The sequence below is a fragment of the Stenotrophomonas sp. X genome, assembly GCF_055721025.1.
This window is the reverse complement of sequence record NZ_CM146756.1, coordinates 1,918,029-1,934,053: the sequence shown is the minus strand read 5'-3', so window position 1 is coordinate 1,934,053 and position 16,025 is coordinate 1,918,029. Positions and strand designations below refer to the sequence as shown.

The following is a 16,025-nucleotide window of genomic DNA, read 5'->3' as shown; positions in this document are numbered from 1 at the left end:
ACAGGAATGCTCGACCCTACCACCTCGGGGTGAGCGGGGCCTGAAAACGGCCTGACCGCACTCATGCGGCCAGCACCGCCATCGACAGCAGCTGCGCGCCACTGCCGCCGGAACTGCAGGTCCAGACCCGCAACAGGCGCAGCTTCAGTTCGCGCTCCCGGCCCTGCCGCCACACCGACATCCGCACGTCGCTGGACAGCAACGCCAGACGGCCACACAGCAGCGTTTCCACCGCGTGCAGCTGCAGGCTTCGTACCTGCAGGTCTCCGGCCAACCAATCACCCAGCCACGGCAGATCGAGCATGCGGCCACCGTGGCCGTCCATCAGGAACAGGGCCGGCGATACCAGCGCGTTCAACGCATCGTGATTGTTCTCCAGCAGCGCTGCGCACAGGCGCTGTTCCAGCGCCAGCAACTGCTGCTCATGCAGATCTTCAACGATGTTTCGTTCCATCCACGGTTCCTCCCGGCATCGGCCGGCGCCTGCGCAGGCGCTGCGCGATCCACTGCCGCGCGCCCTGCACCACTACATAGAAGACCGGCACGAAGAACACCGCCAGCACGGTCGCACTGACCATGCCGCCGAACACACCGGTTCCAATCGCCTGCTGGGTTTCCTTCGACGCGCCCTGCGCCAGCATCAGCGGCACCACGCCCAGCGCGAACGCCAGCGAGGTCATCACGATCGGGCGCAGGCGCAGCCGCGCCGCCTCCAGCACTGCTTCAACCAAACCGCGCCCCTGCTGCTGCAGCTGGCGCGCGAATTCGATGATGAGGATCGCGTTCTTCGCCGACAGCCCGATCACGGTGATCATGCCGACCTTGAAGAACACGTCGTTGGGCATGCCGCGCAACAGCACCGCGGCGACCGCGCCGAGCAGGCCCAGTGGCACCACCAGCAGCACCGCCAACGGAATCGACCAGCTCTCGTACAGCGCGGCAAGCACCAGGAACACCACCAGCATCGACAACAACAGCAGCCACGGCGCCTGCGCCCCCGACTCACGCTCCTGCAGCGACTGGCTGGTCCACTGCAGGGCGAAGCCGGACGGCAGCTTTGCGGCCAACCGCTCCATCTCCGCCATGGCCTGGCCGGTGGACACGCCAGAGGCCGGGGCGCCGGACAGGTTCAGCGCGGGGAAACCAAGATAGCGTTGCAGCTGCAACGGCGCTTCGGTCCAGTGCGGGGTGACCAGCTCGGACAACGCCACCATGCCGCCCTCGCTGTTGCGCACGTACAGCTTCAGCACGTCTTCCAGCTCCATCCGGTGCGGCGCATCGGCCTGCAGGATCACCTGCTGCAGCCGTCCCTTGTTGGGGAAGTCGTTGACGTACTGCGAGCCCATGGCCGCCGACAGCGTGCTGCTGATGTGCTCGAAGCCCACGCCCATTGCCTCGGCCTTGGCCCGGTCGATGTCCAGCCGCACGCTGGTGCCGGCCGGCAGGCCATCGGCATGCACCTCCGACAGCAGCGGGCTGGCTTCGGCCAGCTTCAGCAGCTGCTGCAGGGCCGCGCGCAGTTCGGCCTGGCCCTGCCCGGTGCGCGCCTGCAGCGCCAGCGAGAAGCCGGACGAACGTCCCAGGCTGTCGATGGCCGGCGGCATCACGCTCATCACCTCGCCCTCGGCAATCGTGGCCATCGCCTGCTGCGCGGCCTCCACCTCACCGGCCGCGGTTGCGCCTGCGCGCTCACCCCAGTCCTTCAGCATGGTGTAGGTCAGCGCCGCACTCGGGCCGGAACCGGAAAAGCTGTAGCCGAGGATCGACTGGTTGGAGCCGATGCCCGGACGCGAGGCCACGTGCCGTTCGTAGGCTTCGACCACGGCCAGCGTACGCTCGGCCGTCGCCTCGGCCGGCAGCTGGATCGAGGTCATGAAATAGCCCTGGTCTTCTTCCGGCAGGAATGCGCCCGGCAGCCAGTGCAGGCCCAGCAGCAACGCCGCCACCAGTGCGGCGAACACGCCCATCACCCGCCCGCTCCGCTGCAGCACCGTCGCCACACCACGCTGGTAATGCCCGGTCATCCGCTCGAAGCCCCGGTTGAAGGCGCCGAACAGCCCGCCGCGACCGTGATGGCCGTGGTTGGCCTGGCGCAGCAGGGTCGCGCACAGCGCCGGCGTCAGGCTCAGGGCCAGCAGCGCCGAGAACAGGATCGACACTGCCATCGCCACGGTGAACTGACGGTAGATCGCGCCCACCGAACCGCTGGCGAACGCCATCGGGATGAACACCGCGGTCAGCACCAGGGTAATGCCGATCACTGCGCCGGTCAGTTCACGCATCGCCTTGATGGTGGCCTCGCGCGGCGGCAGGCCCTCCTCGGCCATGATCCGTTCCACGCCCTCGACCACCACGATCGCGTCGTCGACGATGATGCCGATCGCCAGCACCATGCCGAACATGGTCAGCACGTTGATCGAGAAGCCCAGCGCCAGCATCACCGCGAACGTACCCAGCAGCGCGATCGGTGCGACCAGCGCCGGGATCAGCGTGTAACGCCAGTTCTGCAGGAACAGGTACATCACCGCGAACACCAGCAGCATCGCCTCCAGCAGGGTCTGCACTACCTTCTGGATCGAGATCTTCACGAACGGCGCGGTGTCGAACGGGATGCTCGCTTCCACCCCGCGTGGCAGCAGCGGCGCCAGCTCAGCCATGCGCTCACGGACCGCCGCGGCGGTACGCACCGCGTTCGCGCCCGGGCGCAGCTGCACGCCGGCGGCGGTGGCTGGATGGCCGTCCTCGCGGGTGCCCCAGGCATAGCTCTGCGCGCCCAGCTCGACGCGGGCGACATCACCCAGCACCACCCGTGAACCGTCGGCGCCGGCACGCAGTACGATCGCCGCGAACTGTTCCGGCGTGGACAACTGGCCGTCGGCACTGAGCGGCACGGTGATGCGCTGGCCTGGAACACCCGGCGAATCACCAATGCGTCCTGGCGAAATCTCCAGGTTCTGCTGCTCGATTGCGGTTGCCACATCGCCCATGGTCAGGCCGTAGCCGGTCAACCGGGTCGGGTCCAGCCACACGCGCATCGCCTGCTCGGCACCGAACAACTGCACGCGGCCGACGCCATCGATACGGCGCAGCTCTTCGATGATGTTGCGCGCCATGAAATCGCCCAGCGCGGCCTCGCTGACGCTGGCATCGGGCGAACGCAGGCCGACCAGCATCAGGAAGCCGGAATCAGCGGCCTCCACGAACAGGCCGTTCTGGCGCACGCTGCGCGGCAGCCGCGGTTCGATCGCCTTGATCCGGTTCTGCACGTCCACCTGCGCCAGCTCCGGATTGGTGCCGGGCTTGAAGGTGGCAGTGATTGACGCTTCGCCGGACGTGTCCACCGACGACTCGAAGTACAGCAGGTGCTTGACGCTGGACAGCTCGCGCTCGATCAGGCCAACCACGGCATCATTCAGCGTCTGCGGGCTGGCACCCGGGTAGCTGGCATAGATGCTGACGCTGGGCGGGGCGACTGCTGGATAGCGCTCCACCGCCAGCCGCGGGATCGCCAGCACGCCGGCCAGGATGATGAAGATCGCCAGCACCCAGGCGAACACCGGGCGATCGATGAAGAAACGTGCCATGTTGGATTTCCCTGGAGGGACCGGCCCCGGAAAGGCTCAGCCCTTGCTGCCGGCCTGCACTGCACCGGCGCTGGCGACCGGCATCTGCCAGTCGCGCGCATCGACCACCACGCCTTCCTGCAGGCGCTCCTGGCCTTCGACCACCACCTTCTCGCCGGCCTTCAGGCCCGTGCGCACCAGCCACTGGCGAGCGACACTGCCGTCCACTTCCAGCGTGCGGATCACCGCCTTGCCGTCGGCGCCGATCACCCAGGCATAGGCCTGGCCACCGGCGCTGCGCAGCACCGCCTGCTGTGGCACGGTCAATGCACTGGCGGGCGCGCCACGTGGCACCCTCGCGCGCACGTACATGCCGGGCAGCAGCTGCCGCTGCGGGTTGTCGACCAGGATGCGCAGGATGACATCACCGGTTCGCGCATCGACATTGATGCCGGAGAACAGCAGCTGGCCGCGTTCGGGCAGTGGCTTGCCGCTGGCACCGATGATCGTCACCGGCAGCTCGCCGCCACCGGCAGCACTGCGCTGCAGAGACTCCAGCTGCGCCGCCGGTTGGCGCACATCGACGTAGACCTGGTCGATCTGCTGCACCACCGCCATCGGCTCGGCATCGGCCGCGCCGACCAGCGCACCTTCGGTCACCAGCGCCTGGTCGATACGGCCAGCAATGGGTGCACTGACCGTCGCGTAACGCAGATCGAGCTGGCGACGGGACAGGATCGCGCGCGCTTCGTTGACCGCGGCGCGGGCCTGTTCGTACTCGGCGCTGGCGTCGTCGCGATGCTGTTGGCTGACCGCCTGCGCGGCGGCCAGCGCATGCAGGCGCTGCGACTGCACGCGGCTGCGGCCAAGCGCGGCCTCACTGCGCTGCAGGGCAGCCAGTGCCGAATCGACATCGGCCCGGAACGCGGCCGGGTCGATCTGGAACAGGGCCTGGCCGGCGCTCACTTCGGCCCCCTGGTCGAACAGCCGGCGCTGCACGATGCCGCCCACCTGCGCACGGATCTGCGCGGTGCGCACGGCGGCCACGCGGCCGGGCAGTTCGTCGTCACGCTGCACCACCTGCGGGCCGACGGTGACCACGCTGACACGCGGTGCGGCTTCGGGAGTGGCTTCGGGGGTGGAGCAGGCCGTCATGGCCAGGGCGAGGGCCGCGATCAACGCGACCGGTGTCCTGAAGGTTCTCATTGCTGTGCACAATGCCGCGCAGGCGGCGGATAGGTTCTGAAGCGCGCAGTGTGCGTGGCAATGATGGGGTTTCGATGGAGGAACTGTGGAGATACGATGGAGGCAAGCACCTTACGGCCCCGCCCCTGCATGCATGCCTCCCCCGCCCTCGCCGCCCTCGTCCTGATCGTCGAGGATGAGGCCGAGATCGCCGATATTCTCAGCGCCTACCTGGAACGCGAAGGACTGCGCACGCTGCGCGCGGCCGATGGCCATAGCGCACTGGACCTGCATCGCAGCGCCCGCCCCGACCTGGTCCTGCTCGATGTACAGCTGCCACGCCTGGATGGCTGGAGCGTGCTGACCCAGCTGCGCCAGCGTGGTGAGACGCCGGTGATCATGCTGACCGCGCTGGACCAGGACCTCGACAAGCTGACCGCGCTGCGCATGGGTGCCGACGACTACGTGGTCAAGCCGTTCAACCCGGCCGAGGTGGCGGCGCGCGTGCGCGCGGTGCTGCGGCGTACGCTGCGCGCCTCGCGCGTGGACGCGCCCACTGCGCTGCGCGTCGGCCCGCTGCTGATCGACTCGGCCACCCACGCCGTGCACGTGGAGGGCGAAGGCTATAGTCACGAAGTGCTGCTCACGCTCACCGAGTTCAAGCTGCTGCACTGCATGGCGCTGGCACCGACCCGCATCTTCAGCCGCAGCGAGCTGATGCACGAATGCCTGCCGGAAAGCGAAGCGCTGGAGCGCACTGTCGACAGCCATGTCAGCAAGCTGCGCCGCAAGCTGGACGAAGTGGGCATGGTCAATGTTCCGGCCAGTGTGCGCGGCGTCGGCTACCGGTTGATGGCTGACCGCTGATGGCCCGACTGCGCCGTTCCGGGCTCAGCCGCCACATCATCGTCTCGATGTCGCTGATGGTGATCGGCGTCATCGTGATGATGATCCTGTCGTCGTGGCTGCTGTACGCGGTGCTGGTCGAGTTCTTCCCCGGAAGTACCGAAGAGCCGGAAAGCTGGCTGCCGACCGGGCCGGAGCTGGCATGGATGGTGGGCGTGATCCTGACCGGCCTGGCGCTGGCCATCGCCGCCTCGTTCCGCCTCGCCCACCGCATCCTGTCGCCGTTGAATTCGCTGGTGGACAGCGTGCGTGCGCTCGCCAGCGGTGACCTTGGGGCGCGCGCCAGCGTCGAGGAGAATTCGCCGGGCGAAGTGGCAACCCTGGTTGAGGACTTCAACGCGATGGCGCGCCGCCTGCAGCACATGGAGAGCGAGCGCGCGATGTGGCATGCGGCCATCGCACATGAGCTGCGTACTCCGGTGACGATCCTGCGCGGCCGCCTGCAGGGACTGGCTGAGGGCGTGTTCCAGCCGGACGAGTCGCAGTTCCGCAGCCTGCTCGCCCAGGTCGAAGGGCTGTCGCGACTGATCGAAGATCTGCGCGTGCTGAGCCTGTCCGACAATGCGCGGCTGGACGTGCGTCGCGCACGCACCGACGTGGTGGCCGAGGTGCATTCGGTGATGACGCTGGTCGACCCGCAGTTCCGCGCTGCGGGCTTCGTGCTGGAACTGGAAACCAGCCGCGAGGAACACAACGCGCACTGTGATCCCACGCGCCTGCGCCAGGCGCTGCTGGCGCTGCTGGAAAACGCGCGTCGCTATGCCAGCCCAGGCAAGGTGCGGATCGCCGTGCATGACACGCCGGGCCATGTGCAGGTGGCCATTGAGGATGAAGGCCCGGGCATCGATCCCGGACTGCATGCCGACATCTTCACTCCGTTCATGCGCGCCGACGGCTCACGTTCGCGCCAGGGCGGTGGTAGCGGGCTCGGCCTGGCGGTGGTCAAGGCCATCGCCGATGCACATGGTGGCCGTGCCTGCTGCACGCCCGGCAGCTGCGGCGGCAGCCGTTTCGTCATCGAACTGCCGCGCCAGTAGCCGGACCAGCGGCCTGCGTGCGCAGGTGTGCTCCCAGCGCGGCCAGATTGGCGTCGATCGCATCCATTTCCTCACGCTGCTGCGCCGGCAACTGCTGGCGAAGCTGCACACGCAATGCCTGCCATGCCGGTACCGCCTGCGCACTGGCAGTGGCCACGGCCGCAGACAGCAGTACCTGCTCGTCGCCCAGCGGCAACCCATAGCCGCCGTCCTGCAGCAGCGTCCCCGGGCGCAACCACTGCCCACTCTGCGCCAGCAGGCCGCGCAGGCTGCGGGTTTCCGCGCTGTTGGCAGCAGCCAGCAGCTGCCGCTTGAGCACATCGCGTGCCCGCAGCTCGGCACGCCGCTGCGCGGCCTGTTCCAGCAACAGCAGGCCGGCACTGGCGCGCAGGTCGCCCTTCAGCAGCCACGGTGCCCGTTGTTCTGCCGGCAGCTTCAACCAGCCGCGCACATCGCGCGCGGGCAAGCTCAGCTGGGTCGCCGCCACTGTGAACAACTGCTGGTAGTGGTCGCGCGCGGAAGCGAAGTAATAGCCCTGTGACTGCGCGGCGTTGCGGTCCGTGAGTACCCGCTCGTCGAGCATGCCCAGCCGCGCCAGCCGGCGCTTGAGGCCGCGCGGGCTCAGCTGGGCCAGCCCGGCCTCGCCCAGCCGCGGCACTCCGGCCTGCAGCAGCTTGGCGGTCTCCACCGCACAGTTGTTGCTGACGAAGTAGTAGCGCCCGTCATAGCTCCAGTGCACCTGGGCGGTGCGCTCGAGCAGGCTGGCGATCTCATCGCGCTGCAGCCGCAATGGCAGCGACTGCAGGCCGCGCAGTTCGACCTTGGTGTACTCGTCCACCACCTGCTGCAGCGGCAGCACGAACAACCGCGACGGGTAGCCGCCGGTCAAGCCGCGCCAGTTGGATATCTGTACGTCGCCCACGAACGCGCGGAAGGACAGCACGCGATGGTATTCAAGATCCAGCCGGCAGTCCGGTCCCGGCGCGCGCCCGGGCCTGCAGATCACCAATCGCAGCATGCTGTGGCCCCAGCGGCTCATCGGCTGCGCGCTGCCTTCGGCGAACAGGTAATCCACGGCGTAGACACGCGCGGGGTCGAGCTGCAGCAGCGATGCCGCCCCCTCTTCCGATTCGGCCTGCAGCAAGGGCAACGCGGTCGCGCAGTGCGACTGCGGCAGCGATGGCGGCGTTCCGAAATGAGCCTGGTACCACCGCGCCAGTGCCGGGCGCCGGCAGGCGAACTCGCTGTCGAGCACGAAATGCTCGGCGTTCACTGCCAGGTACTCGGCCGGGTCCTTCAGTTCATACGCATCGGGGCTGCGGTCACGGAACTCGTTGTCGCCACGGCCCAGATGCCAGGGCTTGCGCTGCCATCCTGCCAGATCACGCCAGCGCACACTGCGTGACCAGTTCGCCCCCGTACGGTCAGCAACATGGGTCAGTTCGTGTACCAGCGCGCTGCGGCGTGCGCGACGGGCGCCCGGCGCACTGTCGCCCAGCAGACTCCGGCGCAACGCGATATGGCCAGCGAAGGTGCGGCCATGCACATCGGCCGGCAGGTCATCCGTCCAGCGCACCCGTACCTGCGCCGGCAACGCAGCCAGCAGGCCGTCCGGCAATAGTGACTGCACGTCGGCCAGGGTCTGCGTCGCCACCTGCTGCTGTGCAGGGCTTAACCCTGCCGGGTCCAGCTGCAGGCGATCAGCTGCGTGCGCGACGTGGGCGATCAGCAGTAGAGCCACGCCATGCGTGGCTGCGTTCCACCGACCAAGCCTCTGTAGAGCCGAGCCATGCTCGGCTACTGTTGCGATCCGCATGCGCCAGGCATTCAGCCGAGCATGGCTCGGCTCTACAGAACGCGATGTCGCCGGGGTCATGCAGCCCGGATCAACGGGCCAGCAGCGCGCGGGCCAGTTCCAGGTCGCTCTGCTGCTGTGCGGCGGCACTCTGCTCACGCAGGTGGACCAGCGCGGCCTGCAGGCGGGCGCCACGGATCTGGCCGTCGCTGGCGACGAACGCCGCAGCGTCGTCGCGCGCCGCCAGCACCACCTTGTCATCACCCGAGCTGCTGCCCGAGGAGCCGGAGGAAGCACCGGTGGCCGAACCGGCCGAGGTGCCGGCAAAGCTGGAAGCGAAGCCGGCCAGCGGCAGGGACAGCAGGGCGAGCAGCAGAAGCGGACGGGTCATCGTTCGAAGCCGGTTGTAAGGATGCGTGGAGCGTAACGGGTGCGTGAAGGATTTGCCCGGCTCAGGCGTCGAACAGCTTGCCGGGATTCAGCCGCGCTTGGGGATCGAACGCGCGTTTGACCGCCTTCATAAGCGCGATTTCGGCCGGGCCGCGGGTGCTGTCCAGGTAGCCCTTCTTGACCAGGCCGATGCCATGCTCGGCCGAGATGCTGCCATCGAAACGCGCCAGCACCTGCGCCAGCAGCTTGGTGACGTGCTCGCACTGCGCCACGAAATCGGCGTCACTGGTGTCGTCAGGCTTGAGCACGTTGATGTGCAGGTTGCCGTCGCCGATGTGGCCGAACCAGACCACGTCGAAGTGCGGGTAGGCTTGCCCGATCAGTGCCTGGGTCTCGGCCAGGAACGCCGGCATCGCCGAGATCCGCACCGAGACGTCGTTTTTGTAGGGTTTGTAGCGCGCCAGCGATTCGGTGATGCCTTCGCGCAGGCGCCACAGCTGGGCGGCCTGGGCGTCGCTGGCACTGATCACCCCGTCGCTGACCCAGCCGTTGCCCATGCAGTCCTCGAAGGCCGCCATCGCCGCCGCTTCCTGCGCTTCGTCGTTGGCGGCGAACTCGGTGACCACGTAGTACGGGTGCACTTCGTCGAACGGCGCCTGCGCACCGTGCGCCAGCACATGTTCCAGCGCGCGGTCGGTGAAGAACTCGAAGGCCTGCAGCTGCAGGCGCGCGCGGAACGCGGCGAACACCTGCATCAGCACTTCGAAGCTGGGTACGGCCAGCAGCATCACGTTGCTGGCCGGCGGCGGATCGGTCAGCTTCACCGTCGCCTCGACGATCACCCCCAACGTACCTTCCGAACCAATCAGCAGCTGGCGGAAGTCATAGCCGCTGGAGTTCTTGATCAGGCCCTTGTTGAGCTCGAGCAGTTCGCCACTGGCGGTGACCACCTTCAGCCCGGCGATCCACTCGCGGGTGTTGCCGTAGCGGATCACGCGGATGCCGCCGGCATTGGTGGCGATGTTGCCGCCGATCGTGCACGAGCCGCGCGCGGCGAAATCCACCGGGTAGATCAGGCCGTGGTCCAGCGCGGCGTTGTGCACGGCTTCCAGCGGCATGCCGGCCTGCACCACCAGGGTGCGATCGACCGTGTCGTAGGCCAGTGCCCTGTTCATCCTCTCCAGGCTGAGCACCAGCTCGCCGTTGGCCGCCACCGCGCCACCCGAGAGGCCGGTGCGGCCGCCCGACGGCACCACCGCCACGCCCTCGGCGGCACTCCAGCGCATCACCGCCTGTACCTCCTCGACCATGGCCGGCAGTGCGACCGCCAACGGCGCAGGCGTCCAGCGCCGGGTCCAGTCGCGCCCGTAATGCTCCAGGTCGGCCGGGTCGGTCTTCAGCTTCAGGCCGGGACAGGCCTGCTGCAGCGAGGCAATGCGGGAATCGGTCATGACGGTCCAGCGCGGGGCGTGAAGAACGGGCAAGCGTGCCAGCGGCACGCGCCAGCGTCCAGCCCCGCAGCCGTGCAGGCAGCCGTGCAGATAGCTACGGATGCAACCAATTGCGCACTGCACCATGGGCGCTGCGATCTGGCATAGTGGTCAGCCCCTGTCCCACTGGCCGTGTTGCCCCATGTCGCCGAAGAAGACCTCGTTCCCGAAGCAGGATATCCGCGTGCTGTTGCTGGAGGGGGTCAGCCAGACCGCCGTGGAGGTGTTCAGCGCCGCCGGCTACAGCCAGATCGAGGCACATACCAAGGCGCTGCCCGAGGACGAACTGAAGGCGCGCATCGCCGAGGCACATATTGTCGGCATCCGTTCGCGCACCCAGCTCAACGCCGAGGTGCTGGCCGAGGCCAAGCGCCTGATCGCGGTGGGCTGCTTCTGCATCGGCACCAACCAGGTCGACCTGGATGCGGCCGAACTGGCCGGCATCCCGGTGTTCAATGCGCCCTATTCCAACACCCGCAGCGTGGCCGAGCTGGTGATCGCCGAGGCGATCATGCTGACCCGCGGCATCCCGCAGAAGAACGCCGAATGCCATCGCGGCGGCTGGTCGAAGTCAGCCAGCGGCAGCCATGAAGTGCGTGGCAAGACACTGGGCATCATCGGTTATGGCCACATCGGCACCCAGGTCGGCGTGCTCGCCGAATCGCTGGGCATGCAGGTGATCTTCCACGACGTGGAAACCAAGCTGGCACTGGGTAATGCCCGTGCAGCGGCCAGCCTGGACGACCTGCTGACACGCGCCGACATCGTCACCCTGCACGTGCCGGAGACGCCGGCCACGCAGTGGATGATCGGCAGCACCGAGCTGGCGAAGATGCGCAAGGGCGCGCACCTGATCAACGCCGCGCGCGGCACCGTGGTCGACATCGATGCGCTGGACGCTGCGCTGGCCAGCGGCCACGTCGGTGGTGCCGCGCTGGATGTGTTCCCGGTCGAGCCGAAGGGCAACGGCGATATCTTCGAATCGCCGCTGACCCGCCACGACAACGTCATCCTCACCCCGCACGTGGGCGGCAGCACGCTGGAGGCGCAGGACAACATTGGTGTGGAGGTGGCGGCCAAGCTGGTGCGTTACAGCGACAACGGTAGCACCCTGTCGGCGGTCAACTTCCCGGAAGTGACCCTGCCCGAACACGAAGACAGCCTGCGCCTGCTGCACATCCATCAGAACGTGCCGGGCGTGCTGTCCAAGGTCAACGAGATCTTCTCGCGCCACAACGTCAACATCGACGGCCAGTTCCTGCGCACCGACCCGAAGGTGGGTTACGTGGTGATCGACATCACCGCCAGCGAGGAACAGGCCGCCGCCGTCCGCGACGAACTGGCCGCCATTCCAGGGACGTTGCGTACGCGCATCCTGTATTGACGCGCGTCCCGCCTTGCACGTGTAGAGCCGAGCCCTTGCTCGGCTGCGGTTCCGGCCTGCATCGAGCCGAGCATCGGCTCGGCTCTACAGGTTGCTAGCGCGCCAACCACCGGCGCGCCATGCGCTGCATGGATTCATCCGATTCGGGGTCGGCCGCGACTTCGGTCACCGGCCGCCAGGCCAGGTCCAGCGATTCCTCGCTGAGCACGAAGGCCTCTCCCCCCAGCGCCCGGATCACGAAACGCACGTCGTAGTGCCAGTGCCCCGGCACGTCCTTGCGCTCGGGAATCCAGTGCTTGTCCAGATCGAAGATGGCCGGGTCTTCCAGCACCAGGCCGCTCAGGCCGGACTCCTCCTCGGCTTCCTTCAGCGCCACCTGCGCCAGATCACGGTCGCCGTCGGCGTGACCGCCCAGCTGCAGCCAGCGCTGCAGCTTTCGGTGATGGGTGAGCAGCAGGCGCTGGCCGTCGGCACTGACCAGCCAGCAGCTGGCGGTGAAATGCCCGGCCAGCCGTTCGCGACGGAACGGATCTTCTGGATCGTCCAGCAATGTGCCGAATTCGGCAGCCAGTGCGTCGTGGGCGGGCTCGCGGCGGGCATAGTCACGCAACAGGCCACGCAGGCGATCGTCAAGCACGGCAAGGGTTTCGGCGGTCTGGCGCATGAATGGGGGCGGTTCGGAAAAATACTGCTCATTATCGCCGTTCATTGTTGCGATTGCGCTTGTGCGTTGGCTTCAGCTTTGGCTAAGGTACAGCGGGTCGTTCGCACGGCCTTCACCATTCAAGGTTGCCGGCAACGTATCGGCGGCCCACCCCATCCGATCATTAGGAAGTACTGCATGCTGAAAGCTCTGTTGAGGGTCAAGCCGGTCCAGCCGGCCGGGCACGTCGATGCCGGCGAACCCATCGAAGGCAGCCTGGACGGCGAAGCCACGCTGAAACGGACCCTCACGGCTAAACACCTCATCCTGCTGGGCGTGGGTGCGGTGATCGGCGCTGGTATCTTCGTGCTGACCGGCCAGGCCGCGGCCAACCACGCCGGCCCGGCGGTGATGCTGTCGTTCGTGCTGGCCGGTTTCGCCTGTGCCTTGGCGGGCCTGTGCTACGCCGAGTTCGCGGCGATGATGCCGGTCTCCGGCAGTGCCTACTCCTATTCCTATGCCACCCTCGGCGAAGGCATGGCTTGGTTCATCGGCTGGTGCCTGGTGCTGGAGTACCTGTTCGCCTCGGCGTCGGTCGCGGTGGGCTGGTCGGCCTACCTGATCAGCTTCATCACCACCACGCTGCACATGCCCTTCCCGGACCTGCTCAGCGCCGCCCCCATCGCCTGGACCGGCAGCGAGTTCGTCTCTTCCGGCAAGCTGTTCAACCTGCCGGCGGTGCTGATCGTGGCGGCGGTGTCCGGCCTGCTGTACGTGGGCGTGACCCAGTCGGCATTCGTCAACGCCATCATCGTGGCGATCAAGGTCACCGTCATCTGCCTGTTCATCGGCATCGGCGCGGCCCACATCGATCCGGCCAACTGGCAGCCCTTCATTCCGGAAAACACCGGCGTGCCGGGTGAGTTCGGCTGGAGCGGCATCTTCCGCGCGGCCACCATCGTGTTCTTCGCCTACATTGGTTTCGATGCGGTCTCCACCGCCGCCGGCGAAACCAAGGACCCGCAGCGCAACATGCCGATCGGCCTGCTCGGCTCGCTGGCCGTGTGCACCATCGTCTATATCATCGTCTGCGCGGTGCTGACCGGCATGATGCCGTACCACCTGCTGGGCACCGACAAGCCGGTGGCGACCGCGCTGGAGCCCTACCCGACCCTGTCCTGGCTGAAGACCCTGGTCGAGATCGGCGCCATCGCCGGCCTGTCCTCGGTGGTGCTGGTGATGATGATGGGCCAGACCCGCATCGCCTACACCATTTCCCGCGACGGCCTGCTGCCGAAGTTCTTCGGCAAGGTCCACGCTCGTTTCCGCACCCCCTATTGGGCCACGATCGTGGTCGGGGTGATCGCCGCCGCACTGGCCGGCCTGGTGCCGCTGAACGTGCTGGGCGAACTGGTGTCGATGGGCACCCTGTTGGCCTTCGCCACGGTCTGCATCGGCGTGCTGGTGCTGCGCTATACCAAGCCGGAGATCCACCGCCCGTTCCGCGTGCCAGCGGTGTGGATCATCTGCCCGCTTGGCGCTGCGGCCTGCCTGTTCCTGTTCTGGCAGGCGTTCGTGGTGCACTGGCACCTGTTCGTCGGCTGGACCGTGCTGGGCATGCTGATCTATCTCGGCTATGGCATGCGCAACAGCAAGCTGGCCAAGTCACCCTGATCCGCCTACGGGCCGGCCCTGTGCCGGCCCGTCCGTTTTCCCCGCGCCAGACATGGCGCGCTTCGACAAGACCACCAGACATGTTCAAGCAACTGTGGGCCACCAAGCACCCGCATGCCGCCCACGCAGACGCCAACGGCCTGAGCCTGCGCCGCCACCTCGGCCCCTGGGGCCTGACCGCCCTCGGCATCGGTGCCGTGATTGGCGGCGGCATCTTCGTCATCACCGGCCAGGCCGCCGCCAACCACGCCGGCCCCGCGATCATGCTGTCGTTCGTGCTGGCCGCCATCTGCTGCGCCTTCTGCGCGCTGGCCTACGCCGAGTTCGCCTCGATGGTGCCGGTCTCCGGCAGCGCCTATACCTACACCTATGCCACCTTCGGCGAACTGTCGGCCTGGTTCATCGGCTGGATGCTGGTGCTCGAGTACGGCGTCTCTGCGTCGGCGGTGGCGGTCAGCTGGACCGGCTATTTCCTCAGCCTGCTCAGCCAGTTCGACATTCATCTACCGGCGGCGCTGGTCAGTGCGCCACTCGATGCACAGCTGCGCCCCACCGGCGCGATCGCCAACCTGCCGGCCGCTGCGCTGGTACTGCTGCTGACCTGGCTGTGCTACGTCGGCATCAGCAAGTCATCGGCGATGAACATGGCGATGGTCGTGCTCAAGACCGGCCTGATCCTGCTGGTCATCGTGGTCGGCTGGAAGTATGTGGACACCAGCAACTGGACCCCGTTCATTCCCGCCAACGAAGGCCCCGGCAAGTACGGCATGGAAGGCGTGCTGCGTGGCGCGGCGATGGTGTTCTTCGCCTACATCGGCTTCGAGGCGGTGTCGGTGGCGGCGCAGGAATCGAAGAATCCGCAGCGCGACATGCCGATCGGCATGATGCTGTCGCTGGTGGTCTGCACCGTGCTCTACATCGCGATGGCGGCGGTGATGACCGGCCTGGTGCCATTCCAGCTGCTGGGCACCGACGAGCCGGTGGTGACCGCGGTCGCGGCGCATCCGCAGCTGGGCTGGCTGCGCTGGGTGGTCGAGGTCGGCGCGCTGGTCGGCCTGTCCTCGGTGGTACTGGTGATGATCATCGGCCAGCCGCGCATCTTCATGATCATGGGCCGCGACGGCCTGCTGCCGCCGGTTTTCACCAGGATCCACCCCAAATACCGCACCCCGCACATCAACACGGTGATCACCGGCATCGGCATCGCGCTGCTGGCGGCGCTGTTCCCGCTGGACATCCTTGGCGAGCTGACCTCGATGGGCACGCTGATCGCGTTCGCGGCGGTGTGTGCCGGCGTGCTGATCCTGCGCCGTACCCAGCCGGACCTGCCGCGCCCGTTCCGCATGCCGATGGCCTGGCTGATCTGCAGCCTGGGCGTGCTGAGTTGCCTGGCCCTGCTGTCGGCGATGACGATGCACAACTGGATGCTGATGGGCGTCTGGACCTTCGTCGGTTTCGTGATCTATTTCTGCTACGGCTTCAGGCACAGCCGTCTGCGGGGTAAGTGAGGTTTTCTGCATTGCAGGGCCTGCGGCCCTGCACCCGCCTTTGAAGCCGGAGCAACGGCAGCAGCAACAGCTGGGCTGAGGGCTTGGCGGGGAGGCATGGGTTCGCGGGGGACGCCGTGAATCCATCCCTGGAGGCTTGGCCGCGGCATCCATGCCGCGGACACCCCCGCGAACCCATGCCTCCCCGCCCCTGACAGTATCCCGGTGCGTCCGGTGGATCCACGCCATGCGTGGATGAAACGTTCTCATGAACGAATGTTCCGGAATGAATGATTCTGTAGAGCGGAGCCATGCTCCGCTCCGAGCAAGCGCAGCGAAGCGACCCGCTTTCGCTCTTCCTTCTTCACTCCGTGGCCGGCCGCACGCCGGAACCTGTCCGAGGCGGGGCGGGTGGGCCGTGCAGGGGCGTTGGCGCCATGGATGGCGCCATCGAGCTTACAGGGACGTACT

At 67.4% G+C, this 16,025-nt stretch carries 12 protein-coding genes; 5 read left to right on the top strand and 7 right to left on the bottom strand.

Features of this window, described 5'->3' with window-relative positions; genetic code table 11:
* Positions 1–61: 61 nt before the first annotated feature.
* From ACZ75I_RS08910 to ACZ75I_RS08900, 3 genes are read right to left on the bottom strand one after another with little or no spacing between them, the layout of a single operon-like run.
* Positions 62–454, bottom strand: coding sequence for a nuclear transport factor 2 family protein (locus ACZ75I_RS08910; protein WP_061479260.1), 393 nt, complete (start codon positions 452–454; stop codon positions 62–64).
* Positions 435–3,584 (bottom strand): multidrug efflux RND transporter permease subunit, encoded by a 3,150-nt coding sequence (locus ACZ75I_RS08905; RefSeq protein ID WP_346476407.1) that lies wholly within the window; start codon positions 3,582–3,584, stop codon positions 435–437. Before ACZ75I_RS08905 ends, ACZ75I_RS08910 begins: the two co-directional genes overlap by 20 nt.
* Before the next feature lie 36 nt (positions 3,585–3,620).
* On the bottom strand, positions 3,621–4,769 hold the full coding sequence (locus ACZ75I_RS08900; protein ID WP_180870823.1) for an efflux RND transporter periplasmic adaptor subunit: 1,149 nt from the start codon (positions 4,767–4,769) through the stop codon (positions 3,621–3,623).
* A gap of 129 nt (positions 4,770–4,898) precedes the next feature.
* Between ACZ75I_RS08900 and ACZ75I_RS08895 the strand changes: the two genes are divergently transcribed.
* Together ACZ75I_RS08895 and ACZ75I_RS08890 are read left to right on the top strand one after the other, a co-directional pair.
* Positions 4,899–5,615 (top strand): response regulator, encoded by a 717-nt coding sequence (locus tag ACZ75I_RS08895; protein WP_005416361.1) that lies wholly within the window; start codon positions 4,899–4,901, stop codon positions 5,613–5,615.
* Positions 5,615–6,691 carry an ATP-binding protein gene (locus ACZ75I_RS08890; protein ID WP_111200475.1) on the top strand — a complete coding sequence of 359 codons (1,077 nt, stop codon included), beginning with the start codon at positions 5,615–5,617 and terminating at the stop codon, positions 6,689–6,691. The genes ACZ75I_RS08895 and ACZ75I_RS08890 overlap by 1 nt, the downstream gene beginning before the upstream one ends.
* Here ACZ75I_RS08890 and ACZ75I_RS08885 read toward each other — a convergent pair.
* From ACZ75I_RS08885 to ACZ75I_RS08875, 3 genes are all read right to left on the bottom strand, one after another.
* Positions 6,669–8,507 carry a DUF7844 domain-containing protein gene (locus ACZ75I_RS08885; protein WP_472958995.1) on the bottom strand — a complete coding sequence of 613 codons (1,839 nt, stop codon included), beginning with the start codon at positions 8,505–8,507 and terminating at the stop codon, positions 6,669–6,671. The two genes, ACZ75I_RS08890 and ACZ75I_RS08885, sit on opposite strands and share 23 nt — an antisense overlap.
* A gap of 70 nt (positions 8,508–8,577) precedes the next feature.
* The gene (locus ACZ75I_RS08880) at positions 8,578–8,877 is read right to left on the bottom strand and encodes a DUF2388 domain-containing protein (RefSeq protein ID WP_049447145.1); all 300 of its coding nucleotides are present in this window, start codon (positions 8,875–8,877) and stop codon (positions 8,578–8,580) included.
* A 61-nt stretch (positions 8,878–8,938) separates the two neighbouring features.
* Positions 8,939–10,327: an FAD-binding oxidoreductase gene (locus ACZ75I_RS08875; RefSeq protein WP_180870828.1), complete on the bottom strand. Its 1,389-nt coding sequence runs from the start codon at positions 10,325–10,327 to the stop codon at positions 8,939–8,941.
* Positions 10,328–10,508: 181 nt separating this feature from the next.
* Between ACZ75I_RS08875 and serA the strand changes: the two genes are divergently transcribed.
* A complete protein-coding gene (serA, locus tag ACZ75I_RS08870) occupies positions 10,509–11,750 on the top strand; it encodes a phosphoglycerate dehydrogenase (protein WP_472958993.1) in 1,242 nt (413 codons plus the stop codon).
* A gap of 94 nt (positions 11,751–11,844) precedes the next feature.
* On the opposite strand, the gene ACZ75I_RS08865 is transcribed toward serA, so the two are convergent.
* Positions 11,845–12,459: an NUDIX hydrolase gene (locus tag ACZ75I_RS08865; protein WP_005416355.1), complete on the bottom strand. Its 615-nt coding sequence runs from the start codon at positions 12,457–12,459 to the stop codon at positions 11,845–11,847.
* Between the two features lie 132 nt (positions 12,460–12,591).
* Between ACZ75I_RS08865 and ACZ75I_RS08860 the strand changes: the two genes are divergently transcribed.
* Positions 12,592–14,067, top strand: a complete 1,476-nt coding sequence (locus ACZ75I_RS08860) for an amino acid permease (protein ID WP_005416354.1) — start codon at positions 12,592–12,594, stop codon at positions 14,065–14,067.
* A gap of 80 nt (positions 14,068–14,147) precedes the next feature.
* Positions 14,148–15,575, top strand: a complete 1,428-nt coding sequence (locus ACZ75I_RS08855; RefSeq protein WP_472958992.1) for an amino acid permease — start codon at positions 14,148–14,150, stop codon at positions 15,573–15,575.
* The last annotated feature ends 450 nt before the right edge of the window (positions 15,576–16,025 follow it).

What these genes read in the sequence shown, in the direction of transcription:
- ACZ75I_RS08860 (WP_005416354.1), top strand. Translation starts at nt 12,592, where the DNA reads ATGCTGAAAGCTCTGTTGAGGGTCAAGCCGGTCCAGCCGGCCGGGCAC.
- ACZ75I_RS08890 (WP_111200475.1), top strand. Translation starts at nt 5,615, where the DNA reads ATGGCCCGACTGCGCCGTTCCGGGCTCAGCCGCCACATCATCGTCTCG.
- ACZ75I_RS08895 (WP_005416361.1), top strand. Translation starts at nt 4,899, where the DNA reads ATGCATGCCTCCCCCGCCCTCGCCGCCCTCGTCCTGATCGTCGAGGAT.
- ACZ75I_RS08865 (WP_005416355.1), bottom strand. Translation starts at nt 12,459, where the DNA reads ATGAACGGCGATAATGAGCAGTATTTTTCCGAACCGCCCCCATTCATG.
- ACZ75I_RS08900 (WP_180870823.1), bottom strand. Translation starts at nt 4,769, where the DNA reads ATGAGAACCTTCAGGACACCGGTCGCGTTGATCGCGGCCCTCGCCCTG.
- ACZ75I_RS08885 (WP_472958995.1), bottom strand. Translation starts at nt 8,507, where the DNA reads ATGCGGATCGCAACAGTAGCCGAGCATGGCTCGGCTCTACAGAGGCTT.
- ACZ75I_RS08875 (WP_180870828.1), bottom strand. Translation starts at nt 10,327, where the DNA reads ATGACCGATTCCCGCATTGCCTCGCTGCAGCAGGCCTGTCCCGGCCTG.
- ACZ75I_RS08905 (WP_346476407.1), bottom strand. Translation starts at nt 3,584, where the DNA reads ATGGCACGTTTCTTCATCGATCGCCCGGTGTTCGCCTGGGTGCTGGCG.
- ACZ75I_RS08880 (WP_049447145.1), bottom strand. Translation starts at nt 8,877, where the DNA reads ATGACCCGTCCGCTTCTGCTGCTCGCCCTGCTGTCCCTGCCGCTGGCC.
- ACZ75I_RS08910 (WP_061479260.1), bottom strand. Translation starts at nt 454, where the DNA reads ATGGAACGAAACATCGTTGAAGATCTGCATGAGCAGCAGTTGCTGGCG.
- serA (WP_472958993.1), top strand. Translation starts at nt 10,509, where the DNA reads ATGTCGCCGAAGAAGACCTCGTTCCCGAAGCAGGATATCCGCGTGCTG.
- ACZ75I_RS08855 (WP_472958992.1), top strand. Translation starts at nt 14,148, where the DNA reads ATGTTCAAGCAACTGTGGGCCACCAAGCACCCGCATGCCGCCCACGCA.